The organism is Amycolatopsis granulosa (genome assembly GCF_011758745.1).
Taxonomy (GTDB): domain Bacteria; phylum Actinomycetota; class Actinomycetes; order Mycobacteriales; family Pseudonocardiaceae; genus Amycolatopsis_E; species Amycolatopsis_E granulosa.
Genome location: NZ_JAANOV010000001.1, coordinates 4,407,024 through 4,426,240 on the forward strand (window position 1 = coordinate 4,407,024; position 19,217 = coordinate 4,426,240).

15 protein-coding genes and 1 tRNA gene are annotated in these 19,217 nt (G+C 71.3%); 5 read left to right on the forward strand and 11 right to left on the reverse strand.

The genetic code is table 11. The annotated features are described in order from the left end of the window. Window positions 1-13: 13 nt before the first annotated feature. Window positions 14-1,489 (reverse strand): flavin-containing monooxygenase, encoded by a 1,476-nt coding sequence (locus tag FHX45_RS21630; RefSeq protein WP_167105015.1) that lies wholly within the window; start codon window positions 1,487-1,489, stop codon window positions 14-16. 136 nt (window positions 1,490-1,625) lie between these two features. Here FHX45_RS21630 and FHX45_RS21635 point away from each other — a divergent pair, with 136 nt between their 5' ends. Continuing rightward, window positions 1,626-2,177, forward strand: a complete 552-nt coding sequence (locus FHX45_RS21635; protein WP_167109290.1) for a TetR/AcrR family transcriptional regulator — start codon at window positions 1,626-1,628, stop codon at window positions 2,175-2,177. Window positions 2,178-2,407: 230 nt separating this feature from the next. Further along, window positions 2,408-2,878, forward strand: a complete 471-nt coding sequence (locus tag FHX45_RS21640; RefSeq protein WP_167105018.1) for a hypothetical protein — start codon at window positions 2,408-2,410, stop codon at window positions 2,876-2,878. 4 nt (window positions 2,879-2,882) lie between these two features. Here FHX45_RS21640 and FHX45_RS21645 read toward each other — a convergent pair whose 3' ends face one another. Then, entirely contained in the window at window positions 2,883-3,104 is a 222-nt protein-coding gene (locus tag FHX45_RS21645; RefSeq protein ID WP_167105021.1) for a DUF3618 domain-containing protein, read from the reverse strand. A 101-nt stretch (window positions 3,105-3,205) separates the two neighbouring features. Between FHX45_RS21645 and FHX45_RS21650 the strand changes: the two genes are divergently transcribed. Beyond that, window positions 3,206-3,279: transfer RNA gene (locus tag FHX45_RS21650), tRNA-Leu, on the forward strand. 488 nt (window positions 3,280-3,767) lie between these two features. Here the strand turns inward: FHX45_RS21650 and FHX45_RS21655 are convergent. The 5 genes from FHX45_RS21655 to FHX45_RS21675 all read right to left on the reverse strand — a co-directional run bounded on the left by FHX45_RS21655 (window position 3,768) and on the right by FHX45_RS21675 (window position 11,896). After that, window positions 3,768-4,241 (reverse strand): helix-turn-helix domain-containing protein, encoded by a 474-nt coding sequence (locus FHX45_RS21655; protein WP_167105024.1) that lies wholly within the window; start codon window positions 4,239-4,241, stop codon window positions 3,768-3,770. A gap of 193 nt (window positions 4,242-4,434) precedes the next feature. Then, window positions 4,435-6,153: an LCP family protein gene (locus FHX45_RS21660; RefSeq protein ID WP_481726003.1), complete on the reverse strand. Its 1,719-nt coding sequence runs from the start codon at window positions 6,151-6,153 to the stop codon at window positions 4,435-4,437. An 85-nt stretch (window positions 6,154-6,238) separates the two neighbouring features. Beyond that, the gene (locus FHX45_RS21665) at window positions 6,239-8,377 is read right to left on the reverse strand and encodes a phospholipase A2 family protein (protein ID WP_167105027.1); all 2,139 of its coding nucleotides are present in this window, start codon (window positions 8,375-8,377) and stop codon (window positions 6,239-6,241) included. A gap of 481 nt (window positions 8,378-8,858) precedes the next feature. After that, complete coding sequence (locus FHX45_RS21670; protein ID WP_167109292.1) at window positions 8,859-10,151, reverse strand: GGDEF domain-containing protein; 1,293 nt, start codon at window positions 10,149-10,151, stop codon at window positions 8,859-8,861. Window positions 10,152-10,702: 551 nt separating this feature from the next. Continuing rightward, entirely contained in the window at window positions 10,703-11,896 is a 1,194-nt protein-coding gene (locus tag FHX45_RS21675; RefSeq protein WP_167109294.1) for an MFS transporter, read from the reverse strand. A 438-nt stretch (window positions 11,897-12,334) separates the two neighbouring features. Between FHX45_RS21675 and FHX45_RS21680 the strand changes: the two genes are divergently transcribed. Beyond that, window positions 12,335-13,228, forward strand: a complete 894-nt coding sequence (locus FHX45_RS21680) for an SDR family NAD(P)-dependent oxidoreductase (protein WP_167105030.1) — start codon at window positions 12,335-12,337, stop codon at window positions 13,226-13,228. Window positions 13,229-13,304: 76 nt separating this feature from the next. On the opposite strand, the gene FHX45_RS21685 is transcribed toward FHX45_RS21680, so the two are convergent. Continuing rightward, the gene (locus FHX45_RS21685; RefSeq protein WP_167109296.1) at window positions 13,305-15,092 is read right to left on the reverse strand and encodes an AMP-dependent synthetase/ligase; all 1,788 of its coding nucleotides are present in this window, start codon (window positions 15,090-15,092) and stop codon (window positions 13,305-13,307) included. Between the two features lie 151 nt (window positions 15,093-15,243). Here FHX45_RS21685 and FHX45_RS21690 point away from each other — a divergent pair, with 151 nt between their 5' ends. Further along, window positions 15,244-16,404 carry a kynureninase gene (locus tag FHX45_RS21690; protein WP_167105033.1) on the forward strand — a complete coding sequence of 387 codons (1,161 nt, stop codon included), beginning with the start codon at window positions 15,244-15,246 and terminating at the stop codon, window positions 16,402-16,404. Window positions 16,405-16,569: 165 nt separating this feature from the next. On the opposite strand, the gene FHX45_RS21695 is transcribed toward FHX45_RS21690, so the two are convergent. The 3 genes from FHX45_RS21695 to FHX45_RS21705 are packed head-to-tail and all read right to left on the reverse strand — an operon-like array spanning window position 16,570 to window position 19,166. After that, the gene (locus FHX45_RS21695) at window positions 16,570-17,211 is read right to left on the reverse strand and encodes a response regulator (RefSeq protein ID WP_167105036.1); all 642 of its coding nucleotides are present in this window, start codon (window positions 17,209-17,211) and stop codon (window positions 16,570-16,572) included. Further along, window positions 17,211-18,707, reverse strand: coding sequence for a GAF domain-containing protein (locus tag FHX45_RS21700; RefSeq protein ID WP_167105039.1), 1,497 nt, complete (start codon window positions 18,705-18,707; stop codon window positions 17,211-17,213). The genes FHX45_RS21695 and FHX45_RS21700 overlap by 1 nt, the downstream gene beginning before the upstream one ends. Window positions 18,708-18,752: 45 nt before the next feature. After that, complete coding sequence (locus tag FHX45_RS21705) at window positions 18,753-19,166, reverse strand: pyridoxamine 5'-phosphate oxidase family protein (RefSeq protein ID WP_341771559.1); 414 nt, start codon at window positions 19,164-19,166, stop codon at window positions 18,753-18,755. Between the last annotated feature and the right edge of the window lie 51 nt (window positions 19,167-19,217).

Here is a 19,217-nt window from a genome sequence, read left to right on the forward strand (position 1 = left end):
CGACGGGCACCCGTCACTGCGTGCCGACGAGTTCGAAGTCCGACGGCCGCAGCTTGCGTGTCGCCAGCCAGTACCGCCAGGTGAACCCCGGCCAGATGGTGCGGTTCACGCCCTTCGCATCGAGGTACCAGCTCGTGCAGCCACCCCGCGTCCACACGCCCTTCGCCAGCTTGTGCTGGATCTCGGCGTTGAACCGGTCCTGCACCTCCGCCCGCGGCTCCAGAGCCGCGGCTCCGCTGTCCTCGACCAGCCGGATCGCCTCGGCGACGTAGCGGATCTGCGACTCGATCATGAACACGACCGAGTTGTGCCCCAGGCCGGTGTTCGGCCCGAGCAGGAAGAACATGTTCGGGAACCCGTTGACCGTGATCCCCAGGTGGGTGCGCATGCCCTCGGCCGCCCACTCCTTGTTGAGCTTGCGCCCCGCGAGCCCGATGATGTCGAGGTTGTCGAAGGCGTCGGTGACGTGGAAGCCGGTGCCGAAGATGATCGCGTCCACCTCGCGCTCCACCCCGGCGGTGTCGATCACGCCGGTCTCGGTGACCTCCGCGACACCGTGGGTGATCACGTCGACGTTGTCCCGGTTCAGCGCCGGGTAGTAGTCGTTCGAGATCAGCACCCGCTTGCAGCCCATCACGTAGTCCGGCGTCAGCTTCGCCCGCAGCGCCGGATCGTCGACGTGCTTGTCGATGTTGGCCTTCGCGACCTTCTGCGCGAGCTTCATCAGGCCCTGCTGGCCGTTGAACCCGATCGCGCGCGCCTCGAGCAGCCAGTACAGCAGGTTGCGGTAGGCGCGTTGCGTGCCCGGGATCTTCGCGAACGCCGCCTTGGCCCAGTCCGGCATCGCGTGGTCCGGTTTGGGCATCACCCAGGCCGGGGTGCGCTGGAAGACGTGCAACTGCTCCACCTCGGGCGCGATGGCCGGGATGAACTGGATCGCGCTGGCGCCGGTGCCGACCACGGCGACGCGCTTGCCACGCAGGTCGTAGTCGTGGTCCCACTGGGCGGAGTGGAACGTCCTGCCGCGGAACCGCTCGATGCCCTTGAGGTCGGGGATCTGCGGGAGGTGCAGCGCGCCGACGCCGTTGACCAGGAACTGGCCACTGAAGGTGTCCCCGCTGCGCGTCGTCACGTGCCAGCGGTGCTCGTCGGGGTCCCAGCGTGCGCCGGTCATCTCCTGGCCGAACCGCGTCCGCGCGTACAGGTCGTACTTGCGGGCGACGCCGCGCAGGTAGTCCCAGATCTCCGGCTGCGGGGAGAAGGAGCGGGTCCAGTTCGGGTTCTGCTCGAAGGAGAACGAGTACATGTGCGACTGGATGTCACAGGCGCAGCCCGGGTAGGTGTTGTCGCGCCAGGTGCCGCCGACGTCGGCGGCCTTCTCCAGGATGACGAAATCCTCGCGGCCCTCCTTGCGCAGCTGGATCGCCATGCCCAGGCCGGAGAACCCGGTGCCGACGATGATCACGCCCGTACGCGTGTGCTCTGCCATGTACCTTCCTCCACACTGAGCATTAGGTGTTACCGCGAGTCCATCTTACTTGGAGTAGGTTACTTCCGGTAGAGTCAGTTTCATGACCGGGCCGACGCGCCGCCGGCGCATGCCGCGAGCTCAGCGCGAACAGCAGATGCTCGAGGTCGCGGAGGCCGTGTTCGCCGAGCGCGGGTTCGCCGCGGCGTCGATGGACGAGATCGCCGAGCGGGTGGGCGTGTCCAAGCCGATGCTTTATGAGTACTTCCACTCCAAGGAGGGGTTGCTGCTCGCGTGCGTCGCGCAGGCCAGGGCGGAGCTGCGCGAGGTGACCGAGCGCGCGGTCGAGGGCAGTACCGATGCCCGCGCGGCGCTGCGCAGCGGACTGCGGGCGTTCTTCGTGTTCGCCCGCGAGCGCCGGCAGGGCTGGTCGTTGCTGCGGCACGAGCTGGCGCTGATCGGCACCTCCGCCTCCGAAGCGCTGGAGGCGACGCGGCGGCAGCAGACGGACCTCATCGCGAAGCTCATGGCGCGGTACTTCGATGCCGGGGCGGGAGCGCTGGTGCTCGACGCCGCGGCCGAACTGGTGGTGGGCGCGAGCGAGCGCCTGGCGATCTGGTGCGAAAAGCACGACGAGGTGACACCCGATCTGGCGACGGATCTCGCCATGGAAGTGCTGTGGTCCGGCCTGGCTCCTCGCGCTCAGTGATCAGACGTTTGCGCAGCTGGTTGCTCCATCTGGTCGTCACGCATCGCACATTTCCGCCCAGAACTTGTCACGCAGAGTTCTGTTGATGTATCGATAGAAGCTGACAGAGCGTTAAGCGAATGGCGGCAGAAGCACCCCCGATCGGATGAACGCGATCGGCGTCATGACGGGGCTTCGGAGTGCTCCCTCACAGTGGAGTTGCAGCCGAGAGCGGCAGGGGTGTGAGACTCATGGCGGTACCGATCACGGCGATCTACGTGCAGGAGGACGACGACTGGGCGGTCACCGTAACCGGTCAGGGCAGGAGTCTGACCGCGCGGGCGCCCGGCATCATCGCGGCGCGGGACCGGGTCGACCAGTTCGTCGAGGAGCTGGGCGAGGTGGCGAAGGGGGCCACCGTCGTCCACCTGCTCAACGGGAGTGCGCTGGAGTTCACCGCGGCGTACATGACCGCGCGGCTGACCCGGCCGGAAGCGGCACCCGTCGACGTTCCGAAACCGGCTGCGGCGGCGACTACGGCGGAGGCACCGGCTGACGTACCAGAGCAGCCGGCGCCCAAGCCGGACAAGAAGCCGAAGGCGAAGCTCACCGCGGACATCGGGGACGCCCTGACGGCCGCCCGGCCGGCGCCGCCGGTGCCGGCGGCCACCTCGTCGGTCAAGGTGACCGCGGCGGCGACGACGCCGGCCGCGCGGGCCTGAGACCTCAGCGGAAGAGCTTGCGCAGCAACAGCGTCGCCACGAGCGCGCCCACCCCGATCAACGGGAACTTGACCCTGGGGTCGTCGAGCTTGGCGCGCACGGTCGTCTTGGCGTTGTCGGCCAGCCGCTTGGGGCTGGCCTTCTCGCCCAGCTGATCCAGCGTCGACGCGAGCGCTTCGCGGGCCTTCACGATCTCCCGCTCGATGGTGTCCGGGTCGCGAGCCACAGGTCCTCCTCACCTTCGCAGGGCACAACCGTAGATCACCGCCTCGGACGGGCGGCACCGGCCACGCCGTACCGCGCCCGGACGATAGGCTGGGGCGGTCGGGGCCCGTAGCCCAATTGGCAGAGGCACATGGTTTAGGTCCATGCCAGTGAGAGTTCGAGTCTCTCCGGGCCCACAGTCAAGCTCTGACCAGCGGCAACAGCATAGAGCTGAACGACTGCCGCCGCCCGTGCGCCGGGAACGCCGCTCCAGCGGCCGCCGGATGCCGAGAAGCGCCCGCTCCGGTCCGCCGGTGGCTGCACCATCCGGGCGCGCTGCGCTCGTCATCACCAGGACCTGCCACGCGGCCTCCGCCGCCCACGCGCGGAAAGCCTGATCGGCGTGGTGACCGCAGCCCGGGCCTGCCCGGGGATCTCGCCCAGGTGTTGCTCGCCGCGGTGCGCGAGGCGTTCGACCGGCCGTCCGCCTGCTGCGCCGGCCGGCCCGCCCCGGTCCGATGTGGACACCAGGGCGGATTTGACACCCGTCGCGGGTGAGCCCGCTCGACGGCTGATACGTGTCGTCCCCGGTGGACGTGCGACGGCGTCGGCGGGGGTCCCCCGCGTGCGCCGTCGCGGAGTGTGCCGCGACGGCGCAGCTGATCACCAAGGCGGGGCGGATGTCCTAGTCGTCTTCGACACCGGCGATGGTGTGCAGGCGCTCCAGCAGTTCGGGAACCGTGAGACCGCATAGCTGCGCCATCCACGTCATCGCGGAGCGGTCCAGCCGTACCTCGCGCGGGGCGCTGGGCTGGCGCAGCCGGTCCTCCGCCCAGCGGCGCAGGGGCAGCAGCTCGGTCCGGTCGTCGGCGACGATGTGGGCCAGGTCCAGCCGCACTTTGCCCGGTTCGTCGGCGAACACCCGCCGGTGCACGCGGGCGAGCAGATCCTGCGGCAGCTCGTCCATCGCCAGGCACAGCTCCACCAGCCGCACCACCGAGCACTGCCGCGTGCCCAGCTCGTAGGTCGCGAGCGTTTGCAGTGAGATGTCGCTCTGCAGGTGCTGGTTCAGCTCCTTGCGCGTCCAGCCCCGGCGCCGGCGCAGCTTGCGAAGTTCCTCCCCCAGGACTCGCTGGTAGAGGTCATTGTCGATGTGCACTCCCCGTCCCCTGCTCTGACCTTGCGGCGCGCCGCACCCCTGCCCTGGTACGCCCGGTCGGATTTCAGTGGTGTTCACGGGTATGAAAGTCGCTGAACGCGGATTCCTTACGCGACTTTGCCAACTCGGTGTCGTTGAGCCCCGTTATTAGACCGAACGGGCTAACCCGGAAGTGGGTGTCTCACCGGGGTGGTCAGTTGACGCAGGTGATGCCGTTGGCGGTGATCGGCTGGTCGTCGCCCGGGGCCGGCGCCGGGCTCGTCGGTGGCGCGGCCGCCGCCTGCTGCGCTACCCGGTTCGACGAGGCCGAATAGTCGTTGCCGATGAGCACGACGACGTGACCGCCGGCCACCGTCGGGTCCTGTTCGATCGTCGCCCCCGACCCCAGCGCGTCGGCGACCTCCTGGGCCGCCGCCTGGCCGCCCGCGGGGTAGCGGACCACGGTGGTCTTGCGGGCGGTGGTGTTGGAGGTCTGGCCGCCGGTGTAGCCCTTGCCGGTGAGGGTCTGCAGGACCGTCGACGCCAGACCAGCACGGCCGGTGCCGTTCCGGACGTCCACCGTGGTCGCCGATTTCGCCGGTCCGCCGCCGGTGGGCTGGGCGGTCTGGGACTCCCCGGTCGTGCCGCTCACGAACTGGCGGATCTGGGCCGGGTCGACCTGGATTGCCTGGCCGTCCTCCGGGGTGTTGTAGTCCATGTTGACGACCGGGATGGTGCGGAACTCCAGCTGGCCGCCGGTGAGGCCCTTCATCTGCTGGGCGAACCCGATGATGTCCCAGCCCTGGTTGAGCACGACCGACTTCTTGACCGCGTCCGCGAGGCTGCTCAGCTTGCCCGGGTCGGCGAGGGTGCCCGCGGAGAGCACCTTGCGCGCCATCCCGGCCATGAACACCTGCTGGCGCACGACGCGGTCGAGGTCACCGCGCGGCAGCCCGTGCCGCTGGCGGACGAACTCCAGCGCCTCCACACCGGAGATCGTGTGCTGGCCCTTGGTGAACTTCGCGCCCGAGTACGGGTCGTCGACGTTGTCCTTGAGGCACACGTCCACGCCGCCGATGGCCTGGGTGATCTCGGAGAAGCCGAGCAGGTTGACCGAGGCGTAGTTGTCGATCGTGGAGCCGGTGAGCTGCTCGACGGTCTGGATGAGCGTCCGCGCCCCGGCCTGGTTGCTCTGCACCTCGATGGACTTGCTGTCCGTCTGGCCCTCGTCCTGCAGCTTCTTGCGTTCCGCCGCCTTCGCGCGCGCGTACGCGGAGTTGATCTTGTGCTTGCCGAAGCCCGGGATGGTGACGTAGGAGTCGCGGGGCAGGGAGATCGCGACGGCTTTGCTGCCGTCGTTGGGGATGTGGACGAGGATCAGGGTATCGGTGTTCTCCTCGCCGTCGGAGACTCCGGCGCGGAGCTGGGCGAGGAGGTCCTCGGGCAGCGGGTTGCCCTGCGCGTCCGTGCGGCTGTCCATGCCGACCAGGAGGATGTCGCGGGCCCCGTCGGCGGGCTTGTTGCCGTCGATGACATCGGTGGTGGTCAGCCCGCTGACCAGACCCTGCATCGCGGCCCACGCGTACCCGGTCAGGCTCATGACCAGCAAGGACACCAGTCCGACGGCGATTTTTGCGCCGCGGTGCGGCTGGTGCGGTTTCCGTGGCAGCGGGGGCGGTGGGCGGCGGCGGACCGGTGCGGGCGCCGCCCGGTCCCGGGAGGCGGGTGGCCGCCCCGCGCGGCTCGCCGGTGGGCGGCCCGCGGAGGTCCGGTTGCCGGCGGGCCGGCCGGCACGATCGGCGGGAGGGCGTCCGGCCGAGGTCCGTTCGCCCGGGGTGCGCCGGACGGGGCCTTCATGGCGGGCGTCGATCTGGCGCGGCTGACGCGGCCGAGCGGGCCGGCCGGTCCCACGTTCGTTCCGCGGGTCGTCCACGCCAGGTACTCCTCTCGTGACCGTCGTCCACCTACTTGGCCGTAGCGTCGCACACGGCCCGCGCGAAGTGGCTCACAACACTCGGTTACGTGTTCTGCACCACCGCCTTCGCAGGAACGAGGGTGCTGGCCACCGCCGCGAGCGCGACCAGGGCTGTTACGCCGTGTACCACCATCGTCACCGCGTCCGGTGCTTCCAGCAACGCCGGGACGCACGCCAGCCCCGTCACGACCCACGTGCTGCGCGCCGCGCTGAACCCTGTCCGCACCGTGTGCAGCAGGAATACCCCGATCAGCAGCTGGATAAGGTTCTGAATCGGGTCAACGGGCAATCCGACGATCGTGCCGTGGTCCCCGCCGAACCGCGTCAGCGCGAAGCCGAACAGCCCGACCACCGCGAACCCGGTGCCCAGCACCGTTGCCGCGTGGGCCTGCCAGCCTGCCGCACCGGGGGTGCCCAGGACCGGAACGGCCCCGCGGGGGTGGCGCTCGAACCACCAGAACACCATGACCGCCGGCACGGCGAGCAGCGCCAGTGCGACCCAGGTGCGGGGGTCGGCGAGCCAGGTCAGGATCGCCGACGGGTGGTCCGGCAGGTAGACCAGCGCGACGACCAGCAGCATCGCCGCCAGGAACCCGAGGTACAGGCTCATCGGCGCGCGCAGCGCCACTCGCGCCGCACCCGCGAAGCGGGCGGCGAGCCGGGCGATCGGTTTCGCGGCCAGCCCGAGCAGGGCGATCTGGGCGGCGCCGAGCAGCAGGACCGGCAGGGCCGGCGCGGACAGCGCGGGCGGCGCGCCGGGTGCGCCGAGGAGGTCGCGGCTGACCCCGCCGACCGTCGTGAGCAGGACCAGTCCGGTGACGCCCGCCGCGAGGACAGCGGCCGGCACCAGGCGGTGGGTGGTGTGGATCCGGCCGAATGCGACCTGCTGGGCGAGCAGGGCCAGGGCGAACGCCGCGAGGTAGTGCGGGACGGCCGAGCCCAGGGCGTGGGCGGCCAGCTCGGCCAGCCCGACGAGCACGACCAGGCCGGCGACCGAGGCCACGGCGGCGCGGCGGTGCAGGGCGAGCATCAGCGGGGTCGCGACCACGGTGAGCAGGTAGACGCCCAGCAACCACAGCGGGTGCAGCGCGATGCGCATGATCGCCGCGTTGGTGCCCTCGGGGATGCCCAGCAGTTCGAGCGCCAGAGGGACGAGCAGGGCCACGACGACGAAGATCAGGGCCGGACGGAGGAGCCCGCTGGCCCGGTGGGCCAGGTACTGCCGGTACCCGCCGCCGCTGTCCAGGGTCGCGCGCCATCCCGCCGCGTTCGCGCGGCCTCCGGCGAAGAAGAACACCGGGGCCAGCTGCGCCAGCCAGGTGAACGGCCACAGCCAGCCCGGGCCGGCGCCGGCCCACCGCGCCAGTGCGATCGCGGATTCGCCGAGGATCAGCAGCACGAGACTGCCCACCGCGAGCGTGACCCACGGCGACAACGGCGCCGGCGCGACGGGCGCGGGCGCCGGGGCACGAACGTGCCGCTGCTGGAGCCAGCCGCGGAGACGGAAGACCAGCAGGCACGCGATGACCGCGACCCCGGCGAGGAGCGGGCCGATCGGGTCGCCCACCGGCGGTCCCCAGCGCTGGTGCCAGGAGTTCACGACGAGGCCGGCGGAGTAGAGGCTTGCCACGAGGCGGCACGTGCGCGGCGAGCCCATCGGGTTGATGCCGCAGGTCGCGTGCATGTCCGTGGACAGCCGCTGGTCGAGGGCCGCGCGGATGTCCGGGCCGAGTGGGTGCCCGACCGCGGCGGCGTAGCGGAGGAGGTCGTAGCCCAGGTCGTGCGCCTTGCACGGGACCGCGTAGTCCCACTTGGTGTTGTCGTCTCCCCAGGGCGTGGAGCAGCCGCCGTCGGTGTGGACGGCGCGGACCGTGCCGTCGCGCGCCTGCGTCTGGCCGGGGACGACGCCGGTGACCCGGGTGAAGTCCTTCGGCAACAAGGCCAGGGCGGTCGGCTGCGGACCCGGGTGGACCAGCGCCTCGATCGCCTGCTGTGCCGCGAGGGCGCCGCCGGTGGGCGGCCCCTGGTCCGGCGGGGTGTCCGGGCGGGACGCGACGAACCCGAAGGTGAGGACGGCCAGCGACAGCACCAGCAGCCAGGCGGAGGTGGCCAGGCGGCGGCGCACCCGTGGCGCCGGCCGGGCGCCGGGCGGGTGGTCGGTGAAGGTCGCCGGAGTGATCATCGCCTCCCAGGGTGGCAGGGGAGCGGCCGTGGCGGCCACCAGGGAAACCCCTGATCGTGGTTCCTTGAGCGGGTCACTCTAGTGGGTTACGGATGCCGGGTGGGGGCGCTGGGGTTCCTCTCCGCGGTGAAGTGCCTGGTCAGGCGGGGTGTGACCGGCTGGCCTGCGGTCGGGGCGTGCGAGTGGACATGTCGTGTCGCGGCGGATGCGGTCTTTCGGGTGCGCGCGAGTGGGCCAGTGGTACGAGGGGGTGTTGGGGACCGGTGGGGTGCCGGGCTGGGCTTCTGGCGGTGATGGCCGCGCTTTCGCGGGTGCGGGGCGTGAGTGGTGAGGGCCCGGGGCCGGGGTGACGTTCCGGGCTGGGTGCATTGCGCGGATTGGTGTGTTCGGCGGCCGAGGCGTGGCGAGGGCGGCCGGGCCGGGTGGCGCGGGCAGGTTGCACCAGGGTGCGGGAGGCGGCCGCAGAGCGCGGAAGCGCGGGTCAGTGGCTGGCGTGCTTCGCTTCGCGAGGGGGGCTCGCCGGGGGCTGTGGGGGGCGGGCGATGCGGACCTGGTTGCGTCCGCTCTCCTTCGCCTCGTAGACGGCCGCGTCGGCCGCCTGCATCAGGCCCGGCAGGCTGTCACCGTGCTCGGGGAACACCGCGACCCCGATGGAGGCCGTCCGTTCGGACACCAGCGTCCACTCCCCGCGCTTGTTCGTCGTCCTGATCCGCAGCGCCGCCACCGCCGCGCGGATGCGCTCCCCGGCCACCGTCGCCGCCGCCTGATCGGTGCCCGGTAACAGCACCAGGAACTCCTCGCCGCCGAACCGCCCGACCACGTCGCTCGGGCGCGTCACCTCGTCCAGCAGCTGCGCCAGGTTCCGCAGCACGTCGTCACCCGCGGGATGGCCGAACGTGTCGTTGATCCACTTGAAGTGGTCCAGGTCGATCATCAGGATCGCCACCGGATCGGCCGCTTTGGAGGCCCGGCTCAGCGCCCGCTCGGCCGACTCGGTCCACCCGCGCATGTTCGCCACCTGCGTCTTCGGGTCCGTCCGCACGTCCGCCTGCAACTGCTCGATCTCGGCGAGCCGGTTGAACACCACCGTCACCACGGCCATGATCGCGACCGCCGGGGGCATGATCACCAGCAGGATGGCCGTCACCGCCCCGAGACCGATCGTGATCGCCTCCAGCACGTTGTCCGCCGGGCTGCCCAGCACCGTCCGCGCGTTCGCGTTCTCCGGCGCGGCGAGCGCGATCACGGTGCCGATGTAGACGATCTGGACCCCTTCGTAGACCAGGCCGGCCACCAGCATCCAGGCGAACTCCACCAGCGACCCGCCGATGCCCAGCGCGCCCCAGTCGTGCGGGCCCAGCGCCACGAACACCTGGTGCGCCAGGGACGCCGCCAGCATGTGGGCCACGGTGGAGTAGACGAAGTTGTGTGCGGGCCGCCGGGCGACGAACCAGCGCTGTGCCCGGACCAGACCGACGACCAAGATCGTCAACGGTACCGGGAGAATAATCGCGGCCGGAACGATCCACACGGCGGTGAGGTCGATCAGCACCCGGCCGCCGGCATTTCGCCGCCGTTCTTCCTGCCGCCGGGTCAGCTGAATGTGCGCCGTCGCGCCCGCGGTGAGAATCGCGAACCGCAGCCAATCCAGGACGCTCGGCGCGCTCGCGTTCACGAATGCGATCGCGAGCCACGCGACCGCAATCAGTTCGGAGACGATCAGGAAAACGACGAAACGCTTCGGTCGGCGCCACAATGCCCAATTGCGGGGCATCATGGCGCGCCGTGTGTTCGACGCATCACTCTTTGTGTTCGCCTCCGCTCGCACGGGCGCGGACTGGCGGGGCACCGAATTCTGCTCCTCGATGACCGGAACGCCCTCCCTGAGGTCCGGATCGCCGTGCAGTGTAGGCGATCGCCGACGCGTGTGCGGCAGAGGCACCGGCTCACCTTCCCTCGACATCGAGTACTGCCGCCGGGTAACTTTGCGGTGCCCGGAACGACGCCGGGTACTTTCCATCAACGGGTATCATCTCACCGCACGCGATGCGACGCGTACCTCCGCCAGGAGCGGCCGTACCGACGCGACGCGTCCGGACCACAGGCACCGAATGGAGGTGTTCCTCGTGTCTGACCGCGACTTCTGATCCTGGGTTGTGAATCGTTTTCGTTTTCGGTCCCGTGGAAGAGGTGTTCGTCGTGCGCGACCGCGACTTCTGAGCCGTTGTGGATTTGTCATTGTGTCGGCCCGAAAAACGGGAGGTGAATGATCGTGCGTGACCGTGACTTCTGAGACTTCCGATCTTCCGAATGGACGCGCTGCTGTCAGTCCGTGCCGGTCGCATCGCTGTCCGTGCCCAGCACTCGTCCCCACGCCACGGCGAGGGGAACGCCGAGGACCACCCCGGCCGCGCCCGCGATCATGATCGCCGTGGTCGCCGTACCCGACCACTGCGCGAGCAGACCGCCGAACGCCACACCGACGCCCTGCGCGACCCGCAGGCCGGTCCGGTACAGACCGCCGGCTCCGCCGCGGAGCTCATTGGGCACCCACGTGATGAACGTGGCCCCGACGGTGATGATGTACGCGCCCGCCGCACCGGCGAGCGCGAGAACGCCCAGGGCGAGGACGAGCTCCGGCCGCAGTCCGAACACGAGCAGCAGTGCCGTCGGGACGACCGCGAGCACGCCGACCGACCGGCGGCGTGACGAGGCCGAGACGTAGCGGGACAGGACGAACACGCCCAGCGCGAACCCGAGCGGGTCCGCGGCCAGCAGCCAGCCCACCGACTGATCGGGCGCACCGATCTCGCGCGCCAGCGGGGCGGCCAGGCCCGCGGGCACCATCGCCAGTCCGACCAGCCAGGAAAGGCCGAGCAGGACGCGCAGCCTGCGCTGCGCGGCCACCCAGTGGATGGCGCCGAACCACGAGCCGTCACCGTCCCCCGCGGCCGGCCGCGGGCGCACCCAGTGGTGCAGGGCCAGTGCGCTGACCGCGAACGTCAGCGCGTCCAGTGCCAGGGCCAGTGACGGCCCGGCGGCCGTGACGATCACGCCGCCCAGCGCCAGGCCGGCCAGCATCGTGGTGTTCGTGGTGATGCCGCGCATGTCCTGGCTGCGCAGGTAGAGCTCGTCATCAGTGAAGATCTCGCGGGTCAGCGCGTTCTGGGCCGCGTTGGACGGCGCGCCGGCCAGGCGCGCCAGCATGACCAGCACGCACAACCACACGACCGGCATGCCCGGGATCGCCATGACGGCGACGAAGCCGGCCTGCAGCGCCGCGGTGACCACGAGGATGGTGCGGCGCGGATACCGGTCGGCCAGCTGGGCCAGACCCAGCCCGCCGGCCAGCGCGGGCAGGAAGGTGAGCGCGTAGGCGACCGCGGACCACAACGCCGAGCCGGTGCGGTGGTAGACGGTGAGGGCCAGCGCGACCGTGGTCAGCTGGTCACCGAGCACCGACTGTGCCTCGGCCAGCCACACCGTGCGGAACTCGCGGTTCGCGAGCGCCACACCCATGGATGGGCGAGTCGTGGTCTTCACACCTCTCCCCACTTCCCCCTCGTCGGGTCGCCGCCTGCGCTCACTGATTCTGTCGCTGCCCGCCCCGTTCCTGTGACCGCAGTCACCCAAAAGACACGTCCCGCGACAATCAGTATGCCGCTCACCACACGCGCCCGAACAGGAACAGCGTGACCGTATCGCGGGATTGCGCCCATACGGCCGTAGGCATTCTTACTTCTGGGTTACGACGAACGGCGGGCCCTTCCGGTGCCCCTGACCGGCGGCGGGGTCAGCCCGGCCGATCAGACGTCACTCGTTCGGCGCAGTGGGTGGACCGTTCGTCGGCGCGCGCTGACCGCGGGGCGGTTCGTGCGCCGAGACTGGACCCACAGGCCAGGAGACAGCCGAGGACGGGCTGGAGCTCGGGGACTGGCCGGTGGGGAGTGGAAACCGATGAACATGCTGATGCAGGACCGGGCCGTCGTGGTCACCGGCGCGGCCCGCGGCCTCGGTGAGGCGTTCGCGGTGCACCTCGCGCAGGCCGGCGCCGCGGTCGTCGTCAACGACGTCGACGCGGACCTGGCCGAGCGCACCGCGGCCAACATCCGGGCGCACGGCGGCCGCGCGGTCGCGAGCGGGCACACCGTGACCGATCCGGAGCAGGCCCAGGCGATCGTCGACCTGTGCGTCGCCGAGTTCGGGGCGATCGACGGCCTGGTGAACAACGCCGCGCTGAACTACGAATCACTGCCCTGGGAGGAGGACCTCGACGACGTCCGCGAACTGGTCGAGGTCAACGTCCTGGGCGTGATGTACACCGGGATCGCCGCCGTGAAGGCCATGGTCGCCCAGGGCCGCGGCGGGTCGATCGTCAACATCTCCTCCGGCGCCTCGCTGGGTCAGCGCAAGCTCGGCGTCTACGCGGCGACCAAAGGTGCTGTGGCATCGCTCACATACTCGTGGGCACTGGATTTGGAAGATTGCGGCATCCGGGTGAACGCTGTCTGCCCGCTGGCGCACACCCGGATGGTCTGGAAGTCGGAGCGCTCCCTGCGCAACTGCCCGCCCGATCGGACGCCGGCGCGGATCGCGCCCGTCGTGCTGTTCCTGTTGAGCGACGGCGCGGAGGGCATCACCGGTCAGCTCGTGCGGTGCAACGGGCCGCAGCTGCACATCGTCGGCCAGCCCTACCTCAAGGCGCCGATCCTGGAGCGGCAGACGTGGGACACCGAGACCGTGCGGCAGGCGTTCGACGAGGTGTTCAGCGCCCACCTCGAGGCCTACGGCCTGGAGAAGCGCGTCCCGCCCCGGCTCCGCAAGTGGACCACCCCGCTCCGGTCGGCCTAGGGCAGCAGGTCCGGGAACCCGCGGCGGGGCCGCCGGCCCGCTCGGTGCGGGACGGCCCCCCGCCCGGTACCGGCGACTACTGGTCGGCGGTGTAGAGCGCGGCGATGTCCGCCGCGTAGCGGTCGTTGATCACCCGGCGCTTGAGTTTCAGCGTCGGGGTGACCTCACCACTCTCCGGCGTCCACGGCTCGGCCAGTACCTGGTACTTCTTGATCTGCTCGACCCGGGACAGCCGGGCGTTCGCCGACTCGACGGCGCGCTGGATCTCCTCGCGCACGGCCGGGTGCCCGGCGAGCACGACCGGGTCGCCGCCCGCGATGCCCTGCTGGGCGGCCCACGCCGGCAGGAACTCGTCGTCGAGCACGATCAGCGCGGTGACGTAGGGCTTGTCGTTGCCGATCGCGACCGCCTGGCCGATCAGCGGGTGCTCCTTGAGCAGCCCCTCGATGCGGGTCGGGGCGATGTTCTTGCCACCCGAGGTGATGATCAGCTCCTTCTTGCGGTCGGTGATGGTGACGAAGCCGTCGGCGTCGATCGTGCCGATGTCGCCGGTGTGGAACCAGCCGTCGGCGTCGAGCGCGGACGCGATCGAACCGTCCTCCCGCAGGTAGCCCATGAACACCAGCGGGCCGCGCACCAGCAGTTCACCGTCGGGCGCGACCTCGATCTCGGTGTCGGCCAGTGCGCGCCCGACGCTGCCGGCGCGGAACGCCTTCGCCGAGTTCGACGTGACCGCACCGGAGGTCTCGGACAACCCCCACACCTCGTGGATCTCCACGCCCAGCCCGGCGAGGAAGTACAGCACCTCGACCGGCAGCGCGGCCGCGCCGCTGGCGCAGAAGTGCACCCGGTCGAACCCGAGCAGGGTGCGCACCGGGGCGAGCACGGTCCGGTCGGCCTCCGCGATCTTCGCCGCCAGGTCGTCCGGCACCTCCGCACCGGCGTTGCGCAGCCGGTAGCCCTGCTGGAGCAGCTCGCTGGCCGCCAGCAACGCGGTGCGGCGGTCCTCCGGCAGGTTCGGCAGCATCGCCTTGAGCCCGGCGGCGATCTTCTCCCACACCCGCGGCACACCGAAGAAACCCTGCGGGTGGACGCGGCCGAGCGCCGCCGCGACCTGCGTGGGATCGGCCAGGGTGTGCACGTGGCCGGCGTAGACGATCGGCATGTAGATCGAGATCTCCCGCTCGGCGATGTGGGCCAGCGGGAGGTAGGCGATGTTCGCCGGGTGCATCGGGGTCTCGTGCAGCGCGTGCACGGCATACGCCTCGAAGATCACGTTGTGGTGGGACAGCACCACGCCCTTCGGGTCGCCGGTCGTGCCCGAGGTGTAGATCATCGCGATCGGGTCCTCCGGGCGGATCCCGGCCCAGCCGTCCTCGAACACGCGCGGGTCGGCGCGGTGGAGTTCGGCGCCGCGCTTGCGCAGCTCGGCGAGGCTGACGAACCGTTCGTCGCCCGCCGGCACCGCCTCCGCGTCGATCATCACGACGCGGCGCAAGGCCGGCAGCTCGTGCAGCACCTGCTGCCACCGCTTCAGCTCGTCCATTCCCTGCAGCACGACCACTCCGGCCGCGCTGTGCCGGGCCACGTAGGAGATCTGGTCCGGGCTGAGCGTGGCGTACGCCGTGCACGAGATGGCGCCCAGGTGGGTGGCGGCGAGGTCGGCGATCAGGTGGTCGGGGGTGCTCGGCGCCATGATCAGCATCCGCTCGCCCCGCTGTAGTCCCAGGTCCGCCAGTCCGCGGGAGACGGCCGCGATCTCGTCGCGGAGGGTGGACCAGGTCAGCGTCCCGCGGTCCGGGTCGTCCAGCGACGTGAGCGCGGGCGCCTCGCCGTACTCCGCGGCGTTGCGACGGAGGAGCATGGGAATGGTCAAGCCCTCGGCCTGCGCGGCGACGGACGGTTGGCTGGTCAACTGCGACCTCCTCGTGATCGGCTGGCGGAGACAACCGGAGCCACCCGGAGACACCACTCTATGTGACCGCCGACACAGGCGATAGAGAGAAAGGGACACGATGTCGCTGCGAGACGAAGCGGCCGAACTGGACACGCGGGACCCGCTCGCCGGGAAGCGCGCCGAGTTCGACGTCGACCCGGATCTGTCCTACCTGGACGGCAATTCACTGGGCGCGCCGCCGCGCGGGGTGGCCCCGCGGCTGGCGGAGGTCGTGGGCGAGCAGTGGGGCCGGCGGCTCATCCGGTCCTGGGACGAGGGCTGGTGGGACGCTCCGGAGCGGATCGGCGACCGGATCGCGCCGCTGGTCGGAGCCGCACCCGGTCAGGTCGTGGTGGGCGACTCCACGACCGTGAACCTGTTCAAGGCTCTGGTCGCGGGCGTGCGGCTGAACCCGGATCGGCCGGAAATCCTGCTCGACGCCGCGACGTTCCCCACCGACGGCTACATCGCCGAGAGCGCCGCGCGGCTGACCGGTCACCGCGTGCGACGGGTACCGGTGCGGGAGATGGCTTCCGCGGTCAGCTCGCGAACCGCGCTCGCGCTGGTCAACCACGTCGACTACGTGACCGGCGAGCTGCACGACCTGCCTCTGGTGACGGAGGCGGTGCACGCCGCGGGCGCACTCGCGGTGTGGGACCTGTGTCATTCCGCCGGGGCGGTACCGGTGCCGCTGGACGCCGCCGGCGTGGACCTGGCGGTCGGGTGCACCTACAAGTTCCTCAACGGCGGCCCGGGTGCCCCGGCCTTCCTGTACGTCGCCCGGAAGTGGCTCGACGTGTTCGAGCAACCGCTGAGCGGATGGGCCGGGCACGCCGACCCGTTCGGGATGACGCCGTCCTACGCCGGCGGAACCGGCATCAGGCGCGGCCGCACCGGGACGCCGGACATCCTGTCGATGCTGGCCCTGGACGCGGCGCTGGACGTGTGGGAGGACGTGACGATCGACCAGGTCCGCGCCAAGGGGCTCGCGCTGGGGGAGTTCTTCCTGCGGTGCCTGGACGACCTGGTCCCCGATGCCGAGGTGGTCACCCCGCGCTCCCGCGGCAACCAGATCTCCGTGCGCCGGCCGGACGCCAAGGCGACGATGGGGGAGCTGATCGCCCGCGGTGTCATCGGTGACTTCCGGCCGCCGGACGTGCTGCGCTTCGGATTGGCCGCGTTGTACGTGCGGTACGCGGACGTGCTGCGTGCGGCGGAGGAACTGCGGGCGTTGCGCTGACGGTCCACAACGGACAACAGTGGGCCGGGGCAGCGGGGAGGGTGGGAGGTCGCTGCTCCGGCCCGTCGTCTCAGCTCGCGGCGACCGTCGTGGCCGAGAATTTTCTGTTGGCTCCGCCAGCTTCACCGACGCCGGGCACGCCGACCAGGGTCCAACGGCCCTGTTTCACGGGTTCCGCCGCCGGGTGGCGTAGACCGCGGCTTCCGTGCGCCGCGCGAAACCCAGCTTGTGCAGCACCGCCGACACGTAGTTCTTCACGGTCTTCTCCGCCAGGTGCAGCTGCCGGCCGATCTGCCGGTTGGTCAGACCGTCCGCGATCAGGTCCAGCACCCGCCGCTCCTGCGGGCTGAGCTGTGTGTACCGGGGATCGGCCGGCCCGGACCCGCCACGCAACCGGTCCATGACCGCTGCGGTCAGCTGCGGGTCGAGCAGCGACGCGCCGGCCGCGATCCGCCGCACCGACCCGATCAGGTCGGTGCCCGACACCTGCTTCAGCAGGTATCCCGCCGCCCCGGCCATGATCGCGCCGAACAGCGCCTCGTCGTCGGAGTACGACGTCAGCATCAGGCACGCCGGCGGTGGCTCCATCGACGCCCGGATCTCGCGGCACACCCCGATCCCTTCGCCGTCGGGCAGGCGCACGTCGAGGATCGCCACGTCCGGGGACAGCGCCGGGATCCGCCGCAGCGCCTCGGCGGTGGTGCCGGCCTCGCCGACCACGCGGATGTCGCCTTCGGACTCCAGCACCGTCGTCAGGCCGGTCCGGACCAGCTCGTGGTCGTCCAGCAGGAACACCGAGATCGTCATCACGCACCCTCCGCACCGGCGAGTTCGGCCGTCCACACGAGTATGGTGCCGCGCTTCCCGCCGCTCCGGACGGAACACCGGCCGCTCCACCGCGCCGCCCGCTCACCCAGGTTGACCAGCCCGCTGCGCCGTCCGGACTCCTCCGGGATCCCGATCCCGTCGTCGCTGACCGTGAGGGTCAGCGACCGTCCGGAGCCGTCCACCGCGACCTCGATCGACACCTCCCCGGCCCGCGCGTGCCGGGCCACGTTCGCCAGGGCCTCCCGCACGGTCGCCACCAGGTCCACGCGCACCTGGGGCGGCACCGCCGAATCCACCGGACCGGTGAACCGCAGGCGTGGCGGGAAACCCAGTGCCGACGTGCAGTCCTGCGCGAGCCGCAACAGCTCCGCGCGCAGGCTCCCGTCCGGCTCCTCCGGCTGGGTGAGGGAGAAGATGCTGTTGCGGATCTCCCGGATCGTGCGGTCCAGCTCGTGCACGAACCCGGTGAGCCGGTCGGCGACCTCGGGCTGCGTGACCAGCGGCCGCAGCCCCTCCAGGCCGAGGCCGGTGGCGAACAGCCGCTGGATGACCAGGTCGTGCAGGTCGCGGGCGATCCGGTCGCGTTCGGTGAACACGGCGAGCCGCTGCCGGTCCTCCTCCGCTCGCGCGAACTCCATCGCCAGCGCGGCGTGCCCGGCGAACGTCCGGGCCAGCGCCACCTCGTCGTCGGTGAACGGCGGCATGCCGCCGACCCGCGCGACCAGCAGCACGCCCAGCGTCTCCCCGCCGACGACCAGCGGCACCGCGACCGCCGAGTCCAGCGCCCTGATCGCCTCGGGCACCTCGACCTCGGCCTGTTCCCTGGCGACGTACCGTCCGTAGTCGCGCACCACCACCGGCGTGCCGGACCGGAACGCCGCACCGCTGGCCGTGCCGTGCAGCGGCACCGTCAGGCCGGTCAGGCCGGGCGGGGCGTCCGCACCCGCCGCGACCACGTCGAAGGACAACGTGTGCGGATCGTCCTCGCGCGGGACCGCGACCGCCGCGGCGGAGGCGCCGGACACGGCCCGCGCGTGCTCGGCGATCAGACCCAGCGTGCGTCGCGGGTCCTCGCCGGTGAGCAGGGCCGCCGTCACCTCGTGCGAGGCCTCCAGCCAGCGTTCGCGGGCACGGGTACGCGCGTACGCGGCCGCGTTGTCGATCGCCGTCCCGGCCGCGGCCGCCAGCGCGGCGACCACCTCCCGGTCGGCCCCGGTGAAGCCGCCCGCCTTGCCGGTGAGCCGCAGCTCACCGAACCGGCCGCGGCCGGCGTCCAGCGGCACGCCCAGCGCCGCGCCGGGCGCCGGATCGCCGGAGCTGACCGGCGCGGCGTGCGGTACCTCGACGACGGCGTGCCGGGCGCCGGTGAGCACGCGAGCGCTGGTGACGACCTTGGTGAGGATCCCGGGCAGGCTGAGATCAGCCGCGATCCCGACGACGGCTTCGCGGAGCGCGCGTGCGTCCGGTTCGATCACCGCTGCCCTCCCGGCGGCCGCGCGCCGGTGGGTGTGCCTCCGGCGTTACCTCCTGAGCCGCCGCCCCGAGACTACGTCGAGCGGCAGCCTGATCCAACGGTCGTCCGCGGACGACGCGGGCCACCCGCGGCCCGGCCGCCGGGTGGCGTGCGCGCGGCCCAGCACCGTCACCCACCAGCCGGTCTCCAGGTCCGGGTCGAAGACGTCGGCCTCGAACGCGACGACCCCGTCGCTGGCCGCGGCGAACAGCGGGCCGGCGGCCGGGGCAGCGAACGACACGGCATCGCCGGCCAGCACGAAGCGGACCGGCTGGACCGCGGGCAGGCCGCGCATGGTGAACACGATGCGCCCGAACCCGGCGGTGGCGAGCAGCTCGAGGCACTGCTCCCGGCCCAGCACTTCCAATCCGAACGGATCGACCATCGCGGGGACCGGCCCTTCGCGCACGGGAAACGTCACGGTTGGCACGATCACCCGTTGTGGTCGTGACCCGGTAGGGCCATTGGACCC

Excerpts from the sequence above, each read along its gene's own strand:
- FHX45_RS21630 (WP_167105015.1), bottom strand. The coding sequence starts at position 1,489 with ATGGCAGAGCACACGCGTACGGGCGTGATCATCGTCGGCACCGGGTTC.
- FHX45_RS21685 (WP_167109296.1), bottom strand. The coding sequence starts at position 15,092 with ATGCTCCTCCGTCGCAACGCCGCGGAGTACGGCGAGGCGCCCGCGCTC.
- FHX45_RS21670 (WP_167109292.1), bottom strand. The coding sequence starts at position 10,151 with ATGCCCCGCAATTGGGCATTGTGGCGCCGACCGAAGCGTTTCGTCGTT.
- FHX45_RS21695 (WP_167105036.1), bottom strand. The coding sequence starts at position 17,211 with ATGACGATCTCGGTGTTCCTGCTGGACGACCACGAGCTGGTCCGGACC.
- FHX45_RS21690 (WP_167105033.1), top strand. The coding sequence starts at position 15,244 with ATGTCGCTGCGAGACGAAGCGGCCGAACTGGACACGCGGGACCCGCTC.
- FHX45_RS21675 (WP_167109294.1), bottom strand. The coding sequence starts at position 11,896 with ATGGGTGTGGCGCTCGCGAACCGCGAGTTCCGCACGGTGTGGCTGGCC.
- FHX45_RS21680 (WP_167105030.1), top strand. The coding sequence starts at position 12,335 with ATGAACATGCTGATGCAGGACCGGGCCGTCGTGGTCACCGGCGCGGCC.
- FHX45_RS21640 (WP_167105018.1), top strand. The coding sequence starts at position 2,408 with ATGGCGGTACCGATCACGGCGATCTACGTGCAGGAGGACGACGACTGG.
- FHX45_RS21665 (WP_167105027.1), bottom strand. The coding sequence starts at position 8,377 with ATGATCACTCCGGCGACCTTCACCGACCACCCGCCCGGCGCCCGGCCG.
- FHX45_RS21635 (WP_167109290.1), top strand. The coding sequence starts at position 1,626 with ATGCTCGAGGTCGCGGAGGCCGTGTTCGCCGAGCGCGGGTTCGCCGCG.